Origin of the sequence: Chryseobacterium sp. MYb328 (genome assembly GCF_037572595.1) — a bacterium.
Taxonomy (GTDB): Bacteria; Bacteroidota; Bacteroidia; order Flavobacteriales; family Weeksellaceae; genus Chryseobacterium; species Chryseobacterium pennae.
Map to the genome: position 1 here is coordinate 37,561 of NZ_JBBGZQ010000015.1, position 20,828 is coordinate 58,388.

At 32.1% G+C, this 20,828-nt stretch carries 25 protein-coding genes and 2 pseudogenes; 2 read left to right on the plus strand and 25 right to left on the minus strand.

All coding sequences use genetic code 11. The features are described from left to right. Positions 1-79: 79 nt before the first annotated feature. From WH267_RS15180 to WH267_RS15205, 6 genes are all read right to left on the minus strand, one after another. Positions 80-733 carry a DUF4919 domain-containing protein gene (locus WH267_RS15180; RefSeq protein WP_340009418.1) on the minus strand — a complete coding sequence of 218 codons (654 nt, stop codon included), beginning with the start codon at positions 731-733 and terminating at the stop codon, positions 80-82. Between the two features lie 143 nt (positions 734-876). Next, positions 877-2,052: a Kelch repeat-containing protein gene (locus tag WH267_RS15185; RefSeq protein WP_340009420.1), complete on the minus strand. Its 1,176-nt coding sequence runs from the start codon at positions 2,050-2,052 to the stop codon at positions 877-879. A gap of 56 nt (positions 2,053-2,108) precedes the next feature. Then, a complete protein-coding gene (locus WH267_RS15190; RefSeq protein WP_340009422.1) occupies positions 2,109-2,336 on the minus strand; it encodes a hypothetical protein in 228 nt (75 codons plus the stop codon). 86 nt (positions 2,337-2,422) lie between these two features. Next, entirely contained in the window at positions 2,423-2,896 is a 474-nt protein-coding gene (locus WH267_RS15195; protein WP_340009424.1) for a hypothetical protein, read from the minus strand. Between the two features lie 254 nt (positions 2,897-3,150). Continuing rightward, a complete protein-coding gene (locus WH267_RS15200; protein WP_340009426.1) occupies positions 3,151-3,792 on the minus strand; it encodes a hypothetical protein in 642 nt (213 codons plus the stop codon). Between the two features lie 406 nt (positions 3,793-4,198). After that, positions 4,199-4,708 carry a dihydrofolate reductase family protein gene (locus tag WH267_RS15205; protein ID WP_340009428.1) on the minus strand — a complete coding sequence of 170 codons (510 nt, stop codon included), beginning with the start codon at positions 4,706-4,708 and terminating at the stop codon, positions 4,199-4,201. A gap of 81 nt (positions 4,709-4,789) precedes the next feature. On the opposite strand from WH267_RS15205, the gene WH267_RS15210 reads away from it, so the two are divergent. After that, the gene (locus WH267_RS15210; RefSeq protein ID WP_340009430.1) at positions 4,790-5,137 is read left to right on the plus strand and encodes a winged helix-turn-helix transcriptional regulator; all 348 of its coding nucleotides are present in this window, start codon (positions 4,790-4,792) and stop codon (positions 5,135-5,137) included. A gap of 253 nt (positions 5,138-5,390) precedes the next feature. Here the strand turns inward: WH267_RS15210 and WH267_RS25195 are convergent. After that, a pseudogene (locus WH267_RS25195) lies at positions 5,391-5,638 on the minus strand (transposase); the annotation flags it as partial. Positions 5,639-5,715: 77 nt separating this feature from the next. Between WH267_RS25195 and WH267_RS15215 the strand changes: the two are divergent. Then, entirely contained in the window at positions 5,716-6,306 is a 591-nt protein-coding gene (locus WH267_RS15215; RefSeq protein WP_068944692.1) for a DUF6624 domain-containing protein, read from the plus strand. A 145-nt stretch (positions 6,307-6,451) separates the two neighbouring features. Here WH267_RS15215 and WH267_RS15220 read toward each other — a convergent pair whose 3' ends face one another. The 18 genes and pseudogenes from WH267_RS15220 to WH267_RS15305 form a co-directional block, all read right to left on the minus strand. After that, a complete protein-coding gene (locus WH267_RS15220; RefSeq protein ID WP_340009433.1) occupies positions 6,452-6,805 on the minus strand; it encodes a hypothetical protein in 354 nt (117 codons plus the stop codon). Positions 6,806-7,038: 233 nt separating this feature from the next. Beyond that, a complete protein-coding gene (locus tag WH267_RS15225; RefSeq protein ID WP_340009435.1) occupies positions 7,039-7,446 on the minus strand; it encodes a helix-turn-helix transcriptional regulator in 408 nt (135 codons plus the stop codon). Positions 7,447-7,622: 176 nt separating this feature from the next. Next, positions 7,623-8,420: a radical SAM protein gene (locus WH267_RS15230; protein ID WP_340009437.1), complete on the minus strand. Its 798-nt coding sequence runs from the start codon at positions 8,418-8,420 to the stop codon at positions 7,623-7,625. Next, the gene (locus WH267_RS15235) at positions 8,383-9,192 is read right to left on the minus strand and encodes a hypothetical protein (RefSeq protein ID WP_340009439.1); all 810 of its coding nucleotides are present in this window, start codon (positions 9,190-9,192) and stop codon (positions 8,383-8,385) included. Before WH267_RS15235 ends, WH267_RS15230 begins: the two co-directional genes overlap by 38 nt. Positions 9,193-9,358: 166 nt before the next feature. Further along, a complete protein-coding gene (locus WH267_RS15240; protein WP_340009440.1) occupies positions 9,359-10,024 on the minus strand; it encodes a HEPN domain-containing protein in 666 nt (221 codons plus the stop codon). Positions 10,025-10,209: 185 nt separating this feature from the next. Continuing rightward, entirely contained in the window at positions 10,210-10,374 is a 165-nt protein-coding gene (locus WH267_RS15245; protein WP_370647760.1) for a hypothetical protein, read from the minus strand. 117 nt (positions 10,375-10,491) lie between these two features. After that, a complete protein-coding gene (locus tag WH267_RS15250; RefSeq protein ID WP_340009441.1) occupies positions 10,492-11,043 on the minus strand; it encodes a hypothetical protein in 552 nt (183 codons plus the stop codon). 131 nt (positions 11,044-11,174) lie between these two features. Continuing rightward, positions 11,175-11,495, minus strand: coding sequence for a hypothetical protein (locus WH267_RS15255; protein WP_340009443.1), 321 nt, complete (start codon positions 11,493-11,495; stop codon positions 11,175-11,177). Then, positions 11,479-12,453, minus strand: a complete 975-nt coding sequence (locus WH267_RS15260; RefSeq protein ID WP_340009445.1) for a 5'-nucleotidase — start codon at positions 12,451-12,453, stop codon at positions 11,479-11,481. The genes WH267_RS15255 and WH267_RS15260 overlap by 17 nt, the downstream gene beginning before the upstream one ends. Positions 12,454-12,607: 154 nt before the next feature. Further along, positions 12,608-12,835: pseudogene (groEL, locus tag WH267_RS15265) on the minus strand (chaperonin GroEL); the annotation flags it as partial. Between the two features lie 71 nt (positions 12,836-12,906). Beyond that, complete coding sequence (locus WH267_RS15270) at positions 12,907-13,809, minus strand: hypothetical protein (protein WP_340009447.1); 903 nt, start codon at positions 13,807-13,809, stop codon at positions 12,907-12,909. Positions 13,810-15,303: 1,494 nt separating this feature from the next. Beyond that, a complete protein-coding gene (gene groL, locus WH267_RS15275; protein ID WP_340009449.1) occupies positions 15,304-16,929 on the minus strand; it encodes a chaperonin GroEL in 1,626 nt (541 codons plus the stop codon). A gap of 104 nt (positions 16,930-17,033) precedes the next feature. After that, a complete protein-coding gene (locus tag WH267_RS15280; protein ID WP_034696138.1) occupies positions 17,034-17,312 on the minus strand; it encodes a co-chaperone GroES in 279 nt (92 codons plus the stop codon). 179 nt (positions 17,313-17,491) lie between these two features. Continuing rightward, a complete protein-coding gene (locus WH267_RS15285) occupies positions 17,492-17,626 on the minus strand; it encodes a hypothetical protein (protein ID WP_259080891.1) in 135 nt (44 codons plus the stop codon). A 265-nt stretch (positions 17,627-17,891) separates the two neighbouring features. Continuing rightward, positions 17,892-18,029, minus strand: coding sequence for a hypothetical protein (locus WH267_RS15290; protein ID WP_165852192.1), 138 nt, complete (start codon positions 18,027-18,029; stop codon positions 17,892-17,894). 161 nt (positions 18,030-18,190) lie between these two features. Continuing rightward, positions 18,191-18,913, minus strand: a complete 723-nt coding sequence (locus WH267_RS15295) for a DUF3108 domain-containing protein (RefSeq protein WP_340009451.1) — start codon at positions 18,911-18,913, stop codon at positions 18,191-18,193. A 50-nt stretch (positions 18,914-18,963) separates the two neighbouring features. Next, positions 18,964-19,479, minus strand: coding sequence for a nuclear transport factor 2 family protein (locus WH267_RS15300; RefSeq protein WP_123320765.1), 516 nt, complete (start codon positions 19,477-19,479; stop codon positions 18,964-18,966). A gap of 102 nt (positions 19,480-19,581) precedes the next feature. Then, entirely contained in the window at positions 19,582-20,820 is a 1,239-nt protein-coding gene (locus WH267_RS15305) for a cation:dicarboxylate symporter family transporter (RefSeq protein WP_340009454.1), read from the minus strand. Positions 20,821-20,828 lie beyond the last annotated feature (8 nt).

Below are 20,828 nucleotides of genomic sequence, written 5' to 3' on the forward strand. Positions count from 1 at the left end.
TTGGAGAATGAATTGTTATAATAGGATCACGAAAAGTATAATCGAACTGAAAAATAAAAATTTAGCTTGTGCTGGAATCTTAAAAAGAATATCCGCCCACTAATTTTACAAAGGTTTCTCTGTTTCCAATTTTATAAAAAGTGAGTATACTTCCGTCTGAAAGTTGTTTCATTTGTTGACTAAACTCAGCCTTTGGTCCAGATTGTATCAGTTTATCAAGCTGTTGAAAAACTTCACGTGGTGTTAAAACACAAATTGCTGTTTCTTCAGTCTTACCATCACCACTTTTTTCTATCGTTTGAATGATTAAATCTTTTTGTGTAGAACATAATTCTTTTTTTTGATCTTCATTGAGTGCTCTGTAAATATTCATCATATCGTCCAATAAATTTTTATTGAGGGGATTCATTGAATATTTTGATTCTGCTTCTATAACCATTTTTTCTGCGTTCCCTTTTGATAATTTCTTTTGAGCCGGTTTCCAGAATGTACCGGATTCACTATTGTAGTTCTCAATAGAATAATCCATTTTTACGAATTTACTTCCGTAATAAAGTTGGTTTAATTGCTCCTGAGTCAATTCGGAAGGCTTTATTTTGAATAGGTCTAAAAGTTTATAAAAGTTTTCCTGTGGATTTTCGATGACATTCTTTTTAATAAGGTCTGTGTTGATCTGAGCAGAGAATGCCTGAAAAATTAAAACTAAAATACCTGAAATAATATATTTTTTCATTTGAATTTACTCATTGTAGGTTAATCTATTTCCACTAACAGGAAAAGTGTTATTGAAAGCCTAGTTATACGGGTTGGGCAATGTGAAATATTCTTTTCTCCAATGGGTAGGATTTTATATAATAGCTTGCGGAGGCTTTACCATTATCTGAAAATTTTAATTTGCTGCAAAAGGCCTTTCTCATCTTTATAACTAAAAATATACGTTCCGCGCCTTACTGTTGATAAGTCTATCGTTTTATTATAATAGGCAAAACCTTTGCTGATTTGACTTCCATCCATTGAGTAGATGGTGTATTCGAATTGATTGCTGTTATTTTTATTAGAGATGGTAAATCCGTCTCTGGCAGCATTGGTATAAACCTTTTTTTCCAGTATACTATTATCATTGTTTGTATTGGCAGCGAGTACACTTTCGCTGATATCTGCCACTTGTATGCTTTTAATCGCTGAGCTGATGAGAGATGTTGTACTTCCGCCGATGATATATAGTTTATTGTTATATACTTCCGCTGCAGCATGTCTTCTGGGAATCATATTGGATGATAATTGATGCAGTTTATTGGTTGTTGTATCAAAATAAGCCAGAAAAGTTTGATTATTATAACCCCCTGCAATAAAAATCTTATTACCGGATACAGCTAATGAGTGTCCGGATATGCCAGCAGGCATTGTATATTGATTGGTCCAGAGATTAGTGTTGAGGTCGTAAACATTGATCAGACGGGATGAGGTACCGTTAAAACCGCCAATCACATAAAGTTTATCATTCACAATTTTACCTTTTGTTTCTCTGGCTGTGGGTATATTGGGTAGTGGATTCCATGTATTGGAAGCAATATCATAATATTGGAATGTATTGGAAAATACAGTGGTTTTAGCTCCGCTTAATCCGCTGCCGCCAAACACATATATTTTACCGTTATAGATGGCAGAGCCTGCATTTCCTGTATAGGAACGATTAACAGCTCCTTTTGTTATGGTATTGGTGGCAAGGTCTACAATTTCAAGGTGGCTATTTCCCCAACCGTTAAAAATGTAAATTTTATTATTGTAAGTCTCTGAATTAGCAAATTTTTTGGTCAATAGAGTAGAATTGAGAACACTCCATTTGTTATCCGTAATATTATATTTCTCAATATAATTAGCATTACCTCCCTTGTCCTGATATCCGTTGCTCACATAGATATTATCGTCTACAATGACGCTGGTTGCAGCACCTCTGCCTACCGACATATTGACGAGATTTTTAAAATCAAGGGTTTGTGCATGGGTTAGTAGTGTGCCCAAGAATGAAAGGAATAATAATTTTGTTTTCAATGGTAGGAGTTTTAGGGTTGGGTTCTCAATTTCAGAAACAGGAATTGTACGTGAAGCTAGGGCATCTCGTCAATTATTTTTCCTAATTTTTCAGCAATAGAATTTTTTGACATACTTACGATTTGCCATTTTTCGTCATCAAACTTTGAAATGGTGATAAAATGGTTTTCATCAAATTTAAAAGTATAATAGTAAAAGCCGTCTATTTTGTCAACATTTCCAATAATTTCAATATTGTATTCTGTATTGTTGAAGTTGAAATTAATGATATCAGGTTTTTCCATTTAGTTTTAGTTTAAAACAATTTTTATATTTTTCATCAAAATATGATGTTCACTGGGATATTCTAACCAACAATTACGAATGACCATTATGCCCCGCCATTCAATACAGCATTGCAAAACGTTTTGAAATCACCCAACTCAAGGCCATCTTTTGGATTCATAAATGGGCTCCCATCATAAAACTCGCATACCTGGCCAAAAGATTCAGATCGTTTGTCACAACAGATGAAAAAAAATCCTCTTTCATTTCTATGGCCTACATAAAGCCAAAAAGCAGGTTTTTTTTCTTTATTACCATTACAATCCATATCTTCAATCGTATAGTCAATCATCTGATATAGTCCATAAATATACTGGTCTATTGTATAAAAAGCGATACCATCATTTTCTGTCTTTTCTATAAACTGGGCATAGGCTTTTGGAATAACAAGATTCTCATATTCTTTATAAGAACAGTCATTATAAAAACTTCTGAAAATATTTTTAAAAAAGCGTTCCAAATCAGTTTCGATAGAATATAATGTCCCTTTTGCTACTAATTTGCTATATAGATCCTCCATCTTTTAATTTTTGCTTTGGGGTTCAGATTTGATATTTCTCCTCTGATGTATTTTTTTGATTAGAATATTTAATATAATAGTTTTGAAACAAATATAATAAAAGTGGGAACAGGAAAGGGAGAGTAGGGAATATTTTATCTAATCATAAGAGATGTTGTGCTGGTATTTACTATCCGAAGTCTGATGATTCTGGTAGGTTTGTTTTATTTATGCGGTGAGAATTTTAGGTATAAGCATGATGTTAGCAACAGTTATTATTTTAATTGAATTTCAATTTTTTTATCTTCCATAAATAACTTTATCCAATTTGGAATCTCATTATTTCTTGGAATGCATTCAATTAAGCTTTTATTATTTTTATAATTTTCTATTGCTTGTTCCCCAAACTTGATTTTCATTTCATAAATTTCATCACCACCATATCCAATCCAGGCTTTTGTTATGATTTGTCTGTTTTTTTCAATAGTATTATAAAGTAAAGATTTTGTGTCTTCTGGTACATGTTTTATACCATCACACCAAAAAGTCTTAGCATAATATTTTATATTTTCATTTTCAATGTTTTGAAAATCAAGAGACCATTCTAAATGACTGCAAAATTCTGAGTTAAACATGGGTTCATTAAGATTATAATTAAAAGCACCACAATCCGGACATTCAATATATTCTCCATTCAATTTTTCAAACCCACATTCTGTACATCTGCCATTTCTATTGTTTAAATGCTGAACAATAACTTTTGCTTCATTTTTGCCTAAATTGAATTCCTCAATTAATTTTTTTTCAGCTAATGCTTTTAAATCGTTTTGCATTAAAATATAAATATCAAGTTTTTGTTCTTCAGAAAAGTTGATAATAATAACTTCATTTTTACATTTGTTGCAATTAATTTTCATTCTTAATTTGTTCTTTTTTGTGATCTGTATCCAAATTTACATATTAAATGAATATTAGAGAATATCTATTGGTACAGTTTTAAATAGAGAATATATGAACAAAAAATATTCTTTTAGAATCGCTTTTATATTTTCCCTTTCCTTTCAATAATAATATACACAGCATCCAGCATTTCGATCATATGAATGTATGAATATTTATTATGTTCCTTTCTGGAAGATTGTCGTAGATTCCCAGTAAGAAATAGATCATTTCGGAAATAAAATACTCACATTCCTTGACGCTGTATTTTTTGAATGCTTTTTTTAAAGACCAACAGTGGAGGTTCTTTCGGTTCATCTTTAGTAAGATTAACATAATGATCTTTTTTCGTCCAGAATATTGACCTTTTTAGATCGTTGTTATTCAGTCTTCTTTGCTTAGATGCAGTTGAATGAAACCGTCTTTAAGTTGATATTCTTTATGTTTAAATTTTGAGTTCAGTTCACTGCTGTTTCCTAAAACACCGCCAACTCCTGTGATTAATGGATGAATATTAAAATAAATGTCCGTTACCAAATCTTTGTCTATAAAGGCATTAAAAGCACCTGTTCCACCACCAACTGCCATTTCGTGCCAGCCTTTTTCTGACATATATTCAATAGCTTCTTCGGGACTTTTAACAGTCTTGTAGTCTTTTGATGGGTTAGGTTTTTCAGAGAGTACTACGATTTCTATTCCGCTGAAATGGTCTTTGACTTCCTGTGGGAAGGTTAAAAAATTTTCAAAGGTTTTAAAGCCTATGACAAGGTTCCTCACTTTTTTTGCGAATTCTAAATAAAACTCCATCGCTTCTGCTGGCAGCTGATGATGTGGATTGTCGGATAATAATACTTTACCATTAGCTGAAATGTTGGCAATTACTGTTACTTTCATTTTTAATTTTTTTACCGTGTAAAATTATCTGAAAGAAACTTTACCTTTACTATGCGTTACCTTTTGGAAAGTAACTATTGTATGAGTACTAAAAAAAATGACATCAGTAAAGAACAAATATTGGCGCTTAAAGATGCCATTGAATTATTGGGCGGTAAATGGAAATTCTGCATTCTGCATAATTTGTATCATCACGAAACCATGCGGTTTAAAGATCTGCAGGAAATAGCTCAGGGAATAAGTCCAAAAGTTTTATCCAAAGTGCTGCAGGAACTGGAAGAGAATTTACTGATCACCCGAACGGTTAATAACACCAAACCTGTAACCGTTTCGTATGCACTTACCACACACGCTGCAGAAACTGAAGAGGTTGTCAATGCTTTAATTAATTTTGGGTTGAAGCATAGAAAGAAAATAAAGGAGAAGTGATTTTTATATCATTAAGAAGCTGAGTTTATATCAAGTCATCTTTTTTGATTTTGGAAGTTTTATTTTTTTCTCTCTTTTCAATAATAAGGTCCAGCATTTAATCATATCAATATTTGGATTTATCGGCAAGTTATCATATACTCCAAGTGAGTAATAAATTGGCTATCCGAAGTCTCCTGACTTCGGAGTCTTTTTTTAAGATCTATTTTTATTTTATCGGCTCAAAGTCAGGAGACTTTGCGCAGCGGGAAATCACCTGTGCCTCTGATGAGAGATACCCTTTATCACCAAGCAAGATACAATCAGACAACCGTTCTTTAATGTCCTTCAAAAAGTGAATATCATGAATAGATGCCGGACTTAGGTCTATACTTTAAAAAACACCGTTCACAGAACAAACCGCGTGAAGTTGTAGCCATAAAAAGACATTTGCTGTGATGCGCAAAAACCTCTGTTTGGATAACAATACTGTTCATCTTTACATCTTTTAGAGCGTGCGCTTAAAATAATTCCTATTTTTACAATTAACTTTAACCAAAAATGGTCAATCTATTTTGGATTATGACACAAAAATAGAAATGAAAATAAAAAAAATATTATTTAGCATATTAACCGCTCTTGTTGTAATGATATCAATATTCCTTTATATGAATAGGGATAAATTTGTCTATGTAGGTTCAGTAGATATTATTGAAGTCGATTGCAGCAAAAAAAATCAAATCTTGAGCGAAGTTTTTGAAAGTGACCAAAGGATTAGAAAATCAAATGAACTCATCAAATACGCTAAAGAAGATCACAGGAATCAGGAATTAGTGATTAGCATTATTGAAAAGTGTGGTATGCCGACATTAAAGGAGGTGGATCAAAAACACATGGATGCAATCTGGTTGGGTCTGCAACATAGTACTAAAGAAATAAGAAAAAAGTATTTTCCACAAATAGAGAAAGCGGTAAAAAATGGAGACTTATCTAAACAGCAATATGCATTGATGAAAGATAGGATGTTAATGGACGAAGGAAAACCCCAAATATATGGTTCACAAATAGAAAATGGTAAATTGTATAAATTAGAAAATCCTGAAACTGTAAACGAAAGAAGAAAAGAAATGGGATTGGAACCAATAGAGGATTATTTAAAGTATTTTAATATTCAGTTCAATCCGAATTAACAACACAACATGTAATCACGTAGACGACTTTACTCTCCGAAGTCTCCTGACTTTGGAGCCTTTTTTAAGGTCTATTTTTATGTTATTGGCTCAAAGTCGGGAGACCTTGCGCAGTGGGGTAGTGACGCTTAGCTGTTGTCTTTTTTTATTTCAAATAAATCTGTTCAAGAAGTTCAATTGATTCCGTTTCAGTCAACGGTATCTTTTTATCTATGTTATTTGTTAAATTGAATGAAATCAGCTTGTTATTTCTAACGGCATATAGTAAATATGAAGTAAGATCCTTATTATCATCCTGAGGCTTATCTTTTAAAGTAATTTTCCAGATAATATAGTTTTTTTCTTCGTTTCGTTTTACTTCTGTAACATCAGCTTTTACTCCATTTGAAGATGCCCAGTAATCATATTCCCATTTGTAAAATGCATTCAGCAATTCTTTTTCTGTTAAGCCTTCTTTATAAAATTCAAATTTTTCTGGTTTTCTAACTGAAACTGACAAAATTATTTTTTCGGCTTTATTGCTTAAGTAAAATTGTCCGGAATGTTTAAGCTGATCTTTATATTCCCATTTTCCAGGAAACTCAAATAACTCTCCATTGATTTGAAAAGGAGTCTTTTTTTGTGCAAATGAAAAGGTTGAAACCAGAAAAAGAAGTAAGATTGAAAAAAGTTTAATGGTTAATTTTATTTTGAGTATAAGTGTCTTGAACTATTGGTTATTAGTTTTATTTTTTATTTCTGAATCAGCTGCTCCAATTTGGCCATCATTTCATCTTTTTCTTTTAGCATTCTTTCGTACAGTGCAATTTTTTCTTCGTGGAGTTTGAGTACCTGTTCAATGGGATTGAAAATAGGATTGTCGTTTTTCTGGTATCCAATACTATGATCCCCAAAAGTATTTGCAATTACATTTACAGCCTCTTCCTCATCAAAATTCTGAAATGCTTCCACAGGAATTTTCAATACTTCAGAGATCTTCTTTAACAATGGATCTTCAATAGTTTCTTTCTGTTCTAAAAGAGAAACCTTCTTTTGGTTCCAGTCTTCACCTAGATCAAAAGCTAAAGCCTCCTGCTTTATGCCCAACATCTCACGAAAACGCTTGATATTTCTTCCCTGATGTATTTTTTTGTTTTGCATATTTGTGTGCGTTATAGAAACAAATATAAGTAAAAGTTGGGGGATAGGAAATGGTGGAGTGGGGGTATTTTAGAAAGACAAGAGGTTATATTTTCATTCACTATTTGATATCTTCTGTTCTTTAATAGTTTATTTATTTGCATAAATTCAGGAGATTTTGTGTAACAGGAGAATAATTAATATCGATGTATGACTTTGGGGTTTATATCTAGATTCATACTTTTTAATTTTTGATCTATATTACTATCAAAAATAGAACCTATTTTACTGTAATTGCAATCAATACTATTAGTGTAAACATTTCCTATCTCATCACAAAAAATATAACCTGATATTCTGTCAGTATATTTAAATTTTTCAATTCTGAATTTTTTACTCTGAAAATTCTGGGTTACAATATCAAAATCTGAATCAGAAACTTCAAAAATATTTTTATTTTTAATAGCCGCATCTAAAGGGAAAAATTGATATAAGCTCCAATATGATAAGTTAGTGAACTTATTTAAATATAAAAATAAACATTCCAAATTATTTTTGTTTTGATTTGTAACTACTGTGTTAATTTTCACCTTGTAATTAAGTCTTTGTAGATTTTTTAAAATTTTATCAACTTTTAAAAAAAGATTTTTAGATTTTCTCATAGAATTATGAATATCTTCTGTGCCATCAAGAGATACCCCTAATATGTCTATGTTATCTATAATGAAATTTAAATCAGTTGGTTTTATAGCAAGACAATTAGTGTCAACATGAGTTATGATTCCATTTTTTTTAGCTAAAATGCATGAGTCTCTAAAATATTTTTTACTGAACGAGTCTCCTCCTCCAAATGTGATAATATCAAATTTTAAAGATATTGCCCTTTCAATTATTTGTATACTTTTATCTTCGGTTCTTTTGTTACTAAAGGTTACATAACAAAAATCACAAGTTAAATTACATGATTGGGTATATGTTAGGATTAACCTTTTCATAATTTTTTTTTAATTCATTTAAACTGATTGAATTCTCCCAACAATTACTAAAATGATTTTTTAAAATATTAAAATTATCATTTTGACTTTTAAATTCTAAGGCTATAAAATTATTTTCAATTCGATCTCCTATCTTCCCTAAATGATATGGATCATATATCATATATTTTTCTGTGAAAAAGAGTGTACAATAAACCTCATTTGTAAATCTTATATCTACATGATCGTGTTCTGATAAATCTTGAATTCGTTCGAAATCAAACTTTCTGTCATGGTCATTTTTTACATTATTTAAATTATTACGTAAAGCTTTATTTGGAGACAAAGGATTTATTAATAAAATTTTAAATTTCTTTCCTTCGTCTATTTTTTTCTTAATATTTTTCCAATGTCTGTCAGTTGTAATATCTATATATGATTTTCCGGTTTCTGCGAGCAGAAATAATTCGTTACTATTATCTATTGCAGATGCAATTCTTTCATTGCGTAAGTTTTTTGATGTTGAATCTTTCATAAAATAAAGAGCAGTAATACCCTGATTTTCTACTTCAATGCTTTGGCTTTCCCTTTTTTTTGCTGTTTTTAGGATAAAATTATATCCTTGCACTTTTAGGAATATTTCAAAAACTATAATAATTATGGCAGATATAGCTACTGTCCACCACCATTGTTTTGCTAAAAATATATTAAGTAGTACAACTGAAACTGTAAAAAGAATTATTTCAATAATTAAATTAAATTTATAGAAAAAACTTGGTTTATTGCTGTTCATAATAGGAGAATTTGAATTATAGAGTGAAAAATATTAGAATTAATTTATTATATGTAAATGAATTTGATGTATAGATAAGACATTTGGCTCTAAACGTAGACAATTAAGTATATATAGTCAACAACCATTGATTAGTATAAACTATAAAATACCTTTAATGTTAAAGTTAGTTAGTTTGTAATATAAAATTTAGGACTCCCTGGTACATTAGATTTACTTGATCAATCGTATATTCAGAATATTTTCCATGTGCAGCACGATTTCTTAAGTCTAACCAAGCTGTAATGTTTTTTTGTTCTAAGATTCCATAAACTCCAGCCTTGGTTAATTCAGCATTTAGTACATTCGCTTTTTTAGGAATAAAATCATCACCTTTTGCAGTTACTGTTTCGACGTTGAAACTCTCACATAATTTTCTTAAGTGTTCTTCTAAAACAGATCCTATCATAACCGCTGCAGGATCTTTATATTTTTCATCCAGCAGATACTTACTCATTTCTAAAAAGTCAGAAAATAATTCTGCTGTAACTAATCTTTTGATATTTTTTAACCAATCCAATTCTATTTCATGTCTTATTGAATATAAAATGTTTAATCCAGCTTTGGCTTTATCAAAATAGTTATGGTCAACTAATTTTGTAAATTCTTTATAGTATGTATGATTTTCTCCAAATAGATTTGCAATAAAAGATAAAGATAAAGTTCTAAATCCAGCATATAATCCAGCGTCCACAAAATCATCACTAAATTCGGAGTATGTTTTAGTATTTAATAATTTATTTCCATTATCAATAATCAGATTGATTCTTGTGATTAATTCTTCTTTTTTCATGGTTTTTATGATATGTAGGATTTAAAATTACAGAAAAAAAGCAATTTCACAAAACTAATAATATTCAATTTTGATACTTTTTACTAAACTAAAATATTAAAATAATATATCTTTATGGAAAACCACAAAAACAAAAAAACCGTTCTGAAAAACAGAACGGTTTAATTTATTTATAGCAGTTAAGACTACATCATTCCTGGCATTCCACCACCCATTGGCATAGCTGGTTCAGCGCTCTTCACTTCAGTTATTACACATTCAGTTGTAAGAAGCATTCCAGATACAGAGGCTGCGTTTTCAAGGGCAACTCTTGTTACTTTAGTTGGGTCAATGATTCCTGCTTCAAGCATTTGAACATATCAGTTCGTTTTAGAATTGTATTTTATTCTTCAAAATCTTTTTTCCTTAAAATTGATTTATTTTATTTGTGCAAAGTTAGGAGACTTTGCAAAGCAGGAAAGTTGTTTTTAATGTACTCTTATTATTGCTTTTTCTGGTAAATAATTGTCGATTTTTTCTCTTTCAATTATTTCCTTTTCAGTTCTTCCGAAATCAGTTGAAAGTGATGTGATTTTTGCACTAGATTCATGTTTATAAATTTTCTCACTCAATGGTTTTAAAATATTCATAAATTCGTTATTCATAAAAGGTTCAATGAAGCAAAGACTTTTCTTTTTCCCTTTGTAATTAAAAGTTATAAACTTTCTTTTTCCTGCAAAAGCTTGATTCTTGTTTAATTTTTTTTGTGCCACAAAAGCTTCTAAATCCTTTTCTGCAAGTAAGTTTAATTTTTCAACTTCTTCTTGAGTTAATTTATATTGAAAGAAATTTTTTCCATCCCAACTATCTGAATAAACAATTAAGTTTCCTTTTTTATCAACTATTGTATAAGTTGAAATTTCAACATTCCCATTTTTTTGAATTTCATAATCAGCAATTTTTAGATTTTTAATTTTTAGACTTTGAGCATTTAAAACACACGTGATAAAAATGGAAAAAATTATTATTGGGGTTTTCATTTGTTTTTGGTATCTATCTTTTAATTAAAGTCTAAATATACTATTTTCTTAATGAAGACCATGTTTAAACAAAAAACCGCTCTACAAAAGCAGAACGGTTTATATATTAAATTTGTCTTAGCGACTTGCTATTACATCATTCCTGGCATTCCACCGCCCATTGGCATAGTTATTTCAGCGATCTTCACTGCAATGATAATACAATCGGTTGTAGAAAACATTCCAAATATAGAAGTTTCCTGACTTTGGATTATTTTTTTTGCGCAAAGTCGGGAGACTTTGCGCAGCGGGGTAATAGAATAACGTGTTAGGTATTGCCGAAGGTGGGGATTTTTAGCACAAAAGTTCAATCGAAGAACGAATGTTGAATTATGCACTAATGCCCAATCAAAGCCGTTCAGCCCCGCTTTTGATAATACCTTGTTATAGCCAGTGCTATTTAGTTGCTTCATCTATTTTACTGATTGTCTCAATTTTAATATTAGTTATATCAGATTTGTATAAAGGTGAGTCAAATGCATAAGGTACTCTACCTGACGGAACAAATTTCGAAGATTCTTTAAGATGAACATCTTGATCATCAAAGAATATATGAGCTCCGAAAGCTTTTAAAACCTTATCTTTAGAAATTCCACCCAAAAAATAAGCTTCGTCGACGTATACTCCCCATTTTCTTAGCGTTTTGATAACTCTCATATGTGAGGGAGCATTTCTAGCAGTTACAATGGCTAATCTTAAAGGAGATAATTCAATTGTAGTTGGAAGTTCTTCCTGAATTTTGGACAGTTTTATTAATAACTTAGCAAACGGGCCTTCAGCTAACTCATCATTTTCATGTTCTTGTTCATATTTATGAAAAGCTTCAATACCTTCAGTTTTATATCTGTGTTCTGATTCGTCGGAAAATAATACAGCATCAGCATCAAAAGCTATTTTAACTCTGTTATCTAAAGGTTTAAATTCTGTTGGAGGAGAATAAATATACGCAGCAGCACAACTTTTGGAATCTATTACAGATTGTACATCTTTTGCATCTTTGCTTAAAAATAAATCTATATCAAATGCGTCAATATATGGAGCTAAAGGTTCTCCACCACTAAATGCCATTCTGGTAATGTCTAATTTATGTTCTCGTACTGAGTTCATGATTCTAACTCCTGTTTCAGTACTATTTCTTGACATTACTACAACTTCAACAATCCTCTTTTTGGCATCTGTGTTCAAGTGTAGTAAACTTTGAACTAAATGAAAAGCTGTTCCTGGTTTAAGTAAATCGTCTTCATGTTGTTGTTGATATTTTCTATAACCTGAAATACCTTCCTTTTCGAAGATTTCATTTTCTTCTTCTAAGTCGAACAATGCTCGACTTGATACTCCAACTACTAAAATGTCTGATAAATCTAATGGCATAAGCTATTGAGTTTTGGTTTTAACTATCGTTTTTTTTAGTCGTTAAATATAAAATATAAATATGCTGTTTCCTTACGGAAAACCGTATTCTAATGAAAAACCGCTCTACAAAAGCAGAACGGTTTATATATTAATTTGTCTTAGCGACTTGCTACTACATTATTTCTGACATTCCACCACCCATTGGTGTAGCTGGTTCAGCGCTCTTTACTTCAGTGATTACACATTCAGTTGTTAAAAGCATTCCAGATACAGAAGCTGCGTTTTCAAGGGCAACTCTTGTTACTTTAGTTGGGTCAATGATACCTGCTTCAAGCATGTGAACATACTCGTCAGTTTTAGCATTGTATCCGAAGTATTCAAATTTCGCATTATTTATTTTATTTGTTCAAAGTCGGGAGACTTTGCACAGCGGGGATTTTACAATTGTGATTTAGTGTAATTTTGTATTTACTAAATATCTTTAATTTCTCGATACTTCTCAAATCTACCATCATCGTGTCCAATATTGAAGTCTAAGTCATTACTAACTTTCATATAGCTCTTTTCAAAAGTATCAGGATCTAAGATTGGATATCTTAAAATTTCATAATTCAATATTGGGCGTCCCATAATTGTAATCTGATTTGACTGTTTATTTGGCCAATAAATTCCATAGGGCATATAATTTAAATGCTTATAGATTTTAATAAGTTGTGGAGTTCCACCAATTGCCCAATCATCATCATTTCTTATTATTTCTGTTAGTAATTCGAAAGGTTCCATGTCAAAAAAATCTCCTGCTGTTTTACCGTTTTCCTGCATTTTTAGAAATAATCTCCTGCGTATAAATTTCTCATTTAATGCCCTTCCAAAATCTTTATTATTAGCTGTATCAATAAGTACTACTAACTTATTTTTCATTAATGTTGAAGTTTCATAAGAAAGAAATTCATTTTTTTTACTGTCGAAATCTATTTTCCAAATTTTAAAATCGTTAAGCTTCCAAGAGAAACCGGCAAAAAGATATTGAATCTCAGGCGTTTCAGGTGAAAATTTTTTATTAGGTTGGATGCTATCATGAAGATATTCACGCATGTTTGACATAACTCTTGTTATATGTCCTCGTAAGTCAGTTATATCTAAGGCTCTCGTGTTTACCTTAGGGTGTAATTGTATTGCATTTGTAATTTGTTCAATCATTGGATATGCATATGCTGTATCCCCAGCAAATGCCAATGCACAATCTCCTCTTTCAATTGGTTTTATTTTAGGACAACAATCCCATGCTTTTCCAGAAGTTACTCTGCTATCAGAAGCAATACATAATTCTTCAACGCTTCCAACTTTTCTTACCCAAGCTAAAACTAATGTCATATATTATTTATTTAATAAAATTATAGATGAAGAAAAAATATTGAAAAAGTGGCCGAAAGGTTTATTTTTCATTTAGATTTGATCAATGGTTTTTCACTAAATGAACTTACGAAAAATTAATGTATTAAATAGAAATACTTTAATACTTTCACTAATCTGCTATTCGAAGTTTATTAACTTGAGGTTATTTGTTTAAAGTCAGGAAGTAGCCTTCCCTCATTTTGTTTTATTATTAGTTATCATTAAATATTCTGGTTTTGCTAAAATAAAATATTAAGAATTCCTTCTGGAAAACCATAAACAAAAAACCGCCCTACAAAGCAGAACGGGTTATATATTAATTTGCCTCGGTCGCTGACCGTTACATCATTCCTGGCATTCCACCACCCATTGGCATAGCTGGCTCGTCTTTCTTTCAGTGATTAGACATTCAGTTGTTAAAAGTATTCCGGATACAGAAGCTGCGTTTTCAAGTTTTCAAGGGTAATTCTTGTTACTGTTCTATTATCCGAAGTTTCCTGACTTTGGATTTCTTGTTATGTTTTGGTTGGCAAAGTCGAAAAACTTTTTGGAGTGGAGAAATAGAAGTACAAATGTTAGATTTTGTACAAAAGTTCAATCGAAGAAATACCGTTGAACTTTGCAGTTTCGCCCCACTATCGCAAAACCCTTGTTAGCTGCAGCCCTTTTTTAGATTTAGTGATATAAAAATTTGCCAAGTCAAGACTATGATTATATGTGGTATTATTGTAGCAAAATCGGAAAATTCATAAAGCATTTTGTCATACGCAAAATTGTAATAAGAAAAATCAATCAAAGGATACAAGAAAAAGAGTAGACTTAAATAGATTGAATTTTTTTTTAAGTCAGTTTTGCATTTAAATGTTTTGTTATAATTTAATATTGTTAAAAAGCCACCTAACAAAAAGGCACAAAATATTGACACCCAATATGTGAATTGATCTTCCGAAATCCTTAAAAAAAAGAATTTTGTAAAGAATGATATTATCAAAAATCCTAAAATCCATTCCGATATTATATACCAAATTTGTTTTCTTTCAAATATTTTGAGTTTGTTGGAAGTAATAATTGCAAAATTTAAACACGATAATGATAAAAAAAGATTCAATATAATTACACAAATTTTTGGTGAATCAATAAGTTTGTAAAAGCAATAGAACAAAACAAAATTGAAAGCAATTAAGTACAAAATTTTTATTGTTTTACAATTATTCATTTAATGCAGAATTTTCAAATAGGGTTGCAGCTAACGTCCAAATATACGTATTGCGCAAATATCACATATATATTATTGCGCTTATTTCATATGTGTATTGTACAATTGCTTGTTAAACAGCGGTTTACTTTTAGTTGCTTTTGGATAAACGCAATAGTATATAATAAATGATAAACAAAGGAGTTATCTACAAAATAAAAAACCGCTCTACAAAAGCAGAGCGGTTTATATATTAAATTTGTCTTAGCGACGTGCTATTACATCATTCCTGGCATTCCACCACCCATTGGCATAGCTGGTTCAGCGCTCTTTACTTCAGTGATAACACATTCAGTTGTTAAAAGCATTCCAGATACAGAAGCTGCGTTTTCAAGGGCAACTCTTGTTACTTTAGTTGGGTCAATAATACCTGCTTCAAGCATGTGAACATACTCGTCAGTTTTAGCATTGTATCCGAAGTCTCCAGAACCTTCTGCTACTTTAGCAACGATTACAGAACCTTCACCACCTGCGTTAGCAACGATTTGTCTTAATGGCTCTTCGATAGCTCTCTTAACGATTTTGATCCCTGTAGTTTCATCAGAATTGATTCCTGTAAGGTTATCTAAAGCTGAGATTGCTCTTACTAAAGCAACACCACCTCCTGCAACGATACCTTCTTCAACAGCAGCTCTCGTAGCGTGTAATGCATCATCTACTCTGTCTTTTTTCTCTTTCATTTCTACTTCAGAAGCAGCACCTACATAAAGGACAGCAACACCACCAGCTAACTTAGCTAGTCTTTCCTGAAGTTTTTCTTTATCATAATCAGAAGTAGATGTTTCCATCTGAGCTTTGATCTGAGCTACTCTTCCTTTGATTTTAGCTTCATCGCCACCACCGTTTACGATAGTCGTGTTATCTTTGTCGATTGTTACTTTTTCAGCAGTTCCCAACATATCTAAAGAGATGTTTTCCATCGTGAAACCTTGCTCTTCAGAGATTACCTGTCCACCTGTAAGGATTGCGATATCTTCTAACATTGCTTTTCTTCTGTCTCCGAATCCCGGAGCTTTTACAGCAGCAATTTTAAGAGAACCTCTTAGTTTGTTTACCACCAAAGTAGCTAAAGCTTCTCCTTCCACTTCTTCAGAGATAATTAATAAAGACTTACCACCTTGTGCAATTGGCTCAAGAACTGGTAATAATTCTTTCATTGAAGAGATTTTCTTCTCTACTAAAAGGATATATGGGTTTTCAAGTTCAGCTAACATTTTCTCAGGGTTAGTCACGAAGTAAGGTGACTGGTATCCTCTGTCGAACTGCATACCTTCTACAACATCTACTGTTGTATCGATACCTTTAGCTTCTTCTACAGTGATTACACCTTCTTTACCTACTTTCCCGAAAGCTTCAGCGATCAAAGCACCGATTGTTTCGTCATTGTTAGCAGATACAGAAGCAACTTGTTTTACCATTTCTGTAGAATCTCCAACTGTTTTAGATTGAGATTTAAGGTTTTCAACAACAGCAGTTACTGCTTTGTCGATTCCTCTTTTAAGATCCATCGGGTTAGCACCGGCAGCTACATTCTTAAGACCTTCTCTTACGATAGCCTGTGCCAAAACAGTAGCGGTAGTAGTACCATCTCCTGCAATATCATTAGTTTTGGAAGCAACTTCTTTTACCATTTGCGCTCCCATATTTTCTACTCTGTCTTCAAGTTCGATTTCTTTTGCAACAGAAACACCATCCTTAGTTACGTGTGGAGCTCCGAAAGATTTTTCGATAACTACATTTCTACCTTTAGGACCTAAAGTTACTTTTACTGCATTAGCCAATGCATCTACACCTCTCTTTAGAGCGTCTCTTGATTCAATATCGAATTTTATTTCTTTTGCCATTTTTGATTAGATATTAGATGTTAGATGTCAGATATTAGACAGCTAACAATAGTTTTTTAATTTGATTTTTTTAATCTGAAATCTGATGTCTGTGATCTGAAATCTTAGCCAATAATTCCTAATAAGTCAGCTTCTCTTACGATTAAGTAATCTTTACCTTCTAACTTCAATTCAGCACCTGAATATTTTCCATAAAGAACTTTGTCACCTACCTGAACAGTTGTAGGCTCATCTTTTTTACCAGGTCCTACTGCCACTACAGTACCTTCCTGCGGCTTTTCCTTTGCAGTATCCGGGATAATAATACCTGAAGCTGTTTTAGTTTCTGCTGCGATTGGCTCTACCAGAACTCTGTCTGCCAATGGTTTAAAGTTTACTGACATAATATATTTATTTTTTAATTATTTCTGTGTTGTAATTCTCTAAATGTATGCCATGAGACGGTGATGGCTGAAATGGCAGACTTTTGTGACGGAATGTGAAAATATGGCAGAAAAATAAAATAAGAAAGCCGGAAAATTCCGGCTTTTATTGTAAGTGTTTAATTTTTATGAATCCTGTTTTATGGACACTGTTGTCCCGGTCCGATCCATAGAATACATTGTCCTTTGTAATTGCGTTCACAGCAATAACGTCCTGCTGCACCACCGTTGATTGATTTCTGAGCATCTCTGCTTAGTAATTTTGCATTTTTCATAGTTAATAATATTTAATTTGTATACTTCCTGAACGTTTAAAGTCAATCAGGATTTTGACATTTGGTGTTTAATTAAATCAAAGATAAGTTTTTTCCTTAATATGTGATATATTTTTAATTGTTTTTTTTAGTATAAATTATTGGTTATCAGTTTATACTTGTTCGTTTGTTTGGAGCAGTATTGATTTCAGAAGAGGTAGAAGACAAAAAGAGAAGCCGGAAGATATCTCCGGCTTTTATAATTATTTGTTGTATCAGGGCAGATCTATGGACAAAATTGCCCTGGTCCGATCCAGCGGATACATTTCATATTGTCATCATAATCACAACAAACAAGTTTTCTCGCAGAACCTCCATTAATGGATTTCTGAGCATCTCTGTTTAATAATTTTGCATTTTTCATATATAATACCTTTGTTTTTTTAGCTCCTGAACATTTAATGTCAATCAGGTTTTTTTGACAGCCTGTGTTTTTATTGTTAATTCAAAGGTAAATGTTTTTAATACAGGTTGTTAAGCTGTTTGTAGACAGGGAATTGCTATTGGTATTTTGAATGACTGTTTTTATGAGGTCATTTCTAAAAACATTCTTCTTCCACTCATATCCATTTCCTGTTTCACTATCTTTCTTGTTATAGTATCAATATAATAAGTGGTGGTAGTGGTTTTGTTACTGATATCATCATTTGTTTTCACAACCCAGACCGGTTTTCCCTTATATTCTGACTTTTGGGTATCCAGAATATAAGCTTTCATCATTCCTTTTTTCTCAGATTTTGGATTGTAGTCGAAAATAGAAATTTCGGCAGAATAGTGTTCTTTCAATGGAAGAAATCTTATCAGCATTGCATAGCTGCTGCTGTCAAAATATTGGGTTGCAGGAATATCGATAATATCTTTTTTCTGCAACTTTTTATCCAGATAATATCCTGTAACTTTATCTTTACCGGACTTTAGAACCATGTCCCGCATGGAGTTATAAGAAGAATGATACTCCGGGGTGAAATTTGAGGTTTTTACAATAGTAGAATCTGTCCATCGAGCATCTGGAGCTTGTTTCATTTTCACTATTGTTTTGATAAGAAGATCTGTTTTATTCAGCTTTTTGGTTTCTGTAATGATACTTCCGATTTCTATTTTTGTACCGGCATTTTCAGCATACCATACAGATTCTGATGTTTCATCTTTGATCAATTTAGAATTGATCTGTACATTTTCTGGGGTAAGAAGCTTTTGTGAAAAGAGATTCACGCTGCTCACTAATAAAAGGAATAAGAATGTTCTCATGATCTTTTTATTAGTTAGTTGATCTGAAATTCAAAAAGTTACAATGCTATTTATTCTTTTTGAGGTTCAGGAGAAATATTTTCGTTTTCCATTGAAAATATCACACTGGTGATTTTCCATTCATTTTTAATTTTCACAAGTCCCCAGGATTCTTTGCCCCATAAACCTTTCTTTCCTCCAGCCCAGAAACTGAAATTAAATGTTACAGAAGCAATGCTGCCGTCAGTATCTATATTTACATTAGAAAATTTTTCTTCTTTTACAGATCCTTTAGTAGTGCTTCTGAACCAGGATTTATAATCTGCTGTTTTATGATCCGGAGATTTAGGGTCTTTTTCAATTCTTTTCTGCTGGGTTTTATCCTTATAAACCCCCACCCAGGTTACTGGCCCGTCATAAAATAAGCGATAGAGGCTGGTGCTGTCTTTGGTTTTTAAGCTGGTCATAAAAGTATCCAGCACTTTATGGAGTTCAGCTTTATCTTTTTCGGAGCCTGATTGTGTTTGCGAATAGGTGAGGTTAAATCCGAATAGAAAGATAATGAGCGTTATAATGATATTTTTCATGATTTTCTGTTGAGTTTGGATGAATCCAAATTACAAAAAATACAGAAATAGAATGCAAAAATATTGATTGTTAGTATTTTAAAAAACAATGTCTAAAACTTTTCACAATGTTTCAGTTCTGGGTTTATCTGTTAAATGATTCTTTGAGGCCTGATTTATTTTTGAAATCACTGCCCCGGAAACGGCAATTCCTATAAAGTTGGTGACTGATCTGGCTTCATTCATAAAACGATCCACGCTATAGAGAAGAGCAATATCTGTCAACGGAATTTTTCCGAATCTGTTCAAAGTGAAAATAAGCGCCAAAAATCCTGAGCCTGGGACACCGGAGGCTGTTTTTGAAGTAATGGAAATGATGATGAAAAGCCACAGATAATCATTGAAACTTAAAGGGATCGTATAAAACTGAACCAGAAAACAACAGGTCACGGAGAGATAGATACAGGCTCCGGTAAGATTAAAATTATACCCTAAAGGAATAATAAATCTTAAAATTTTCCTGCTGTAGCCTTCAGATTCCATTTTCTCAAAAATAAGTGGAAAGGCTGTTTTAGAAGATGAGGTACTGACCACCAGGATAATTTCTTCTTTGATGTTCAGTAAAAATTTCCAAAGGTTAAACTTGAAGAGGTAAGAAACAGCCCCAAGAATTCCAAAAATGAAAACAATATCAGCAATATATACCGTGGCAACTACCTTACTCAAAGGAAGAAGGGTATTGATGCCATATACAGCAACACCATAGGCTATATTACAGAAAATAATGAGGGGAAGAATGATGTAAAGATACTTAATGACGGTATAAAATATATTCACACCCTGATCCAATATATTCAGGAACTTTTCTTTTTTTGAAGAAAGATTCATAGCAATACCAATCACAATAGAGAGGAAAAGAAAGATACCATGCCTATTGAGATAGATAAGATTGGGCAGACCATCATTTTTGATTTCAAATGTCTTGGGTAAGGATGTATTGATTCTGGTAATGTCAATTCCTGTATCAGAACCGGGCTGCATCATTAATCCAAAAACGAAACCCACTATTATGGCGATCGAAGTGATCACTAAGAAATATAAAATAGTCTGCCATACAATATTACGGGCATTTTTGAGCTCAGACAGCTGGCTGATTCCATAGGCGACTGCCATAAATATAACAGGGAGGATCAGTGTTTCCAGGATCATGAAAAAATACCGGCTCACCACTCCCAGTCTTATACTTTCCTCAGGAAGGTAATGGCCGGCCAATACTCCTCCTATCATTGCTGTAAATACATACAATGTAAGGTTTTTAAGGTATTTTCCGGTAAATGTTTTCTGAGGTTGTAAAGGGTTCATCGGGAAAA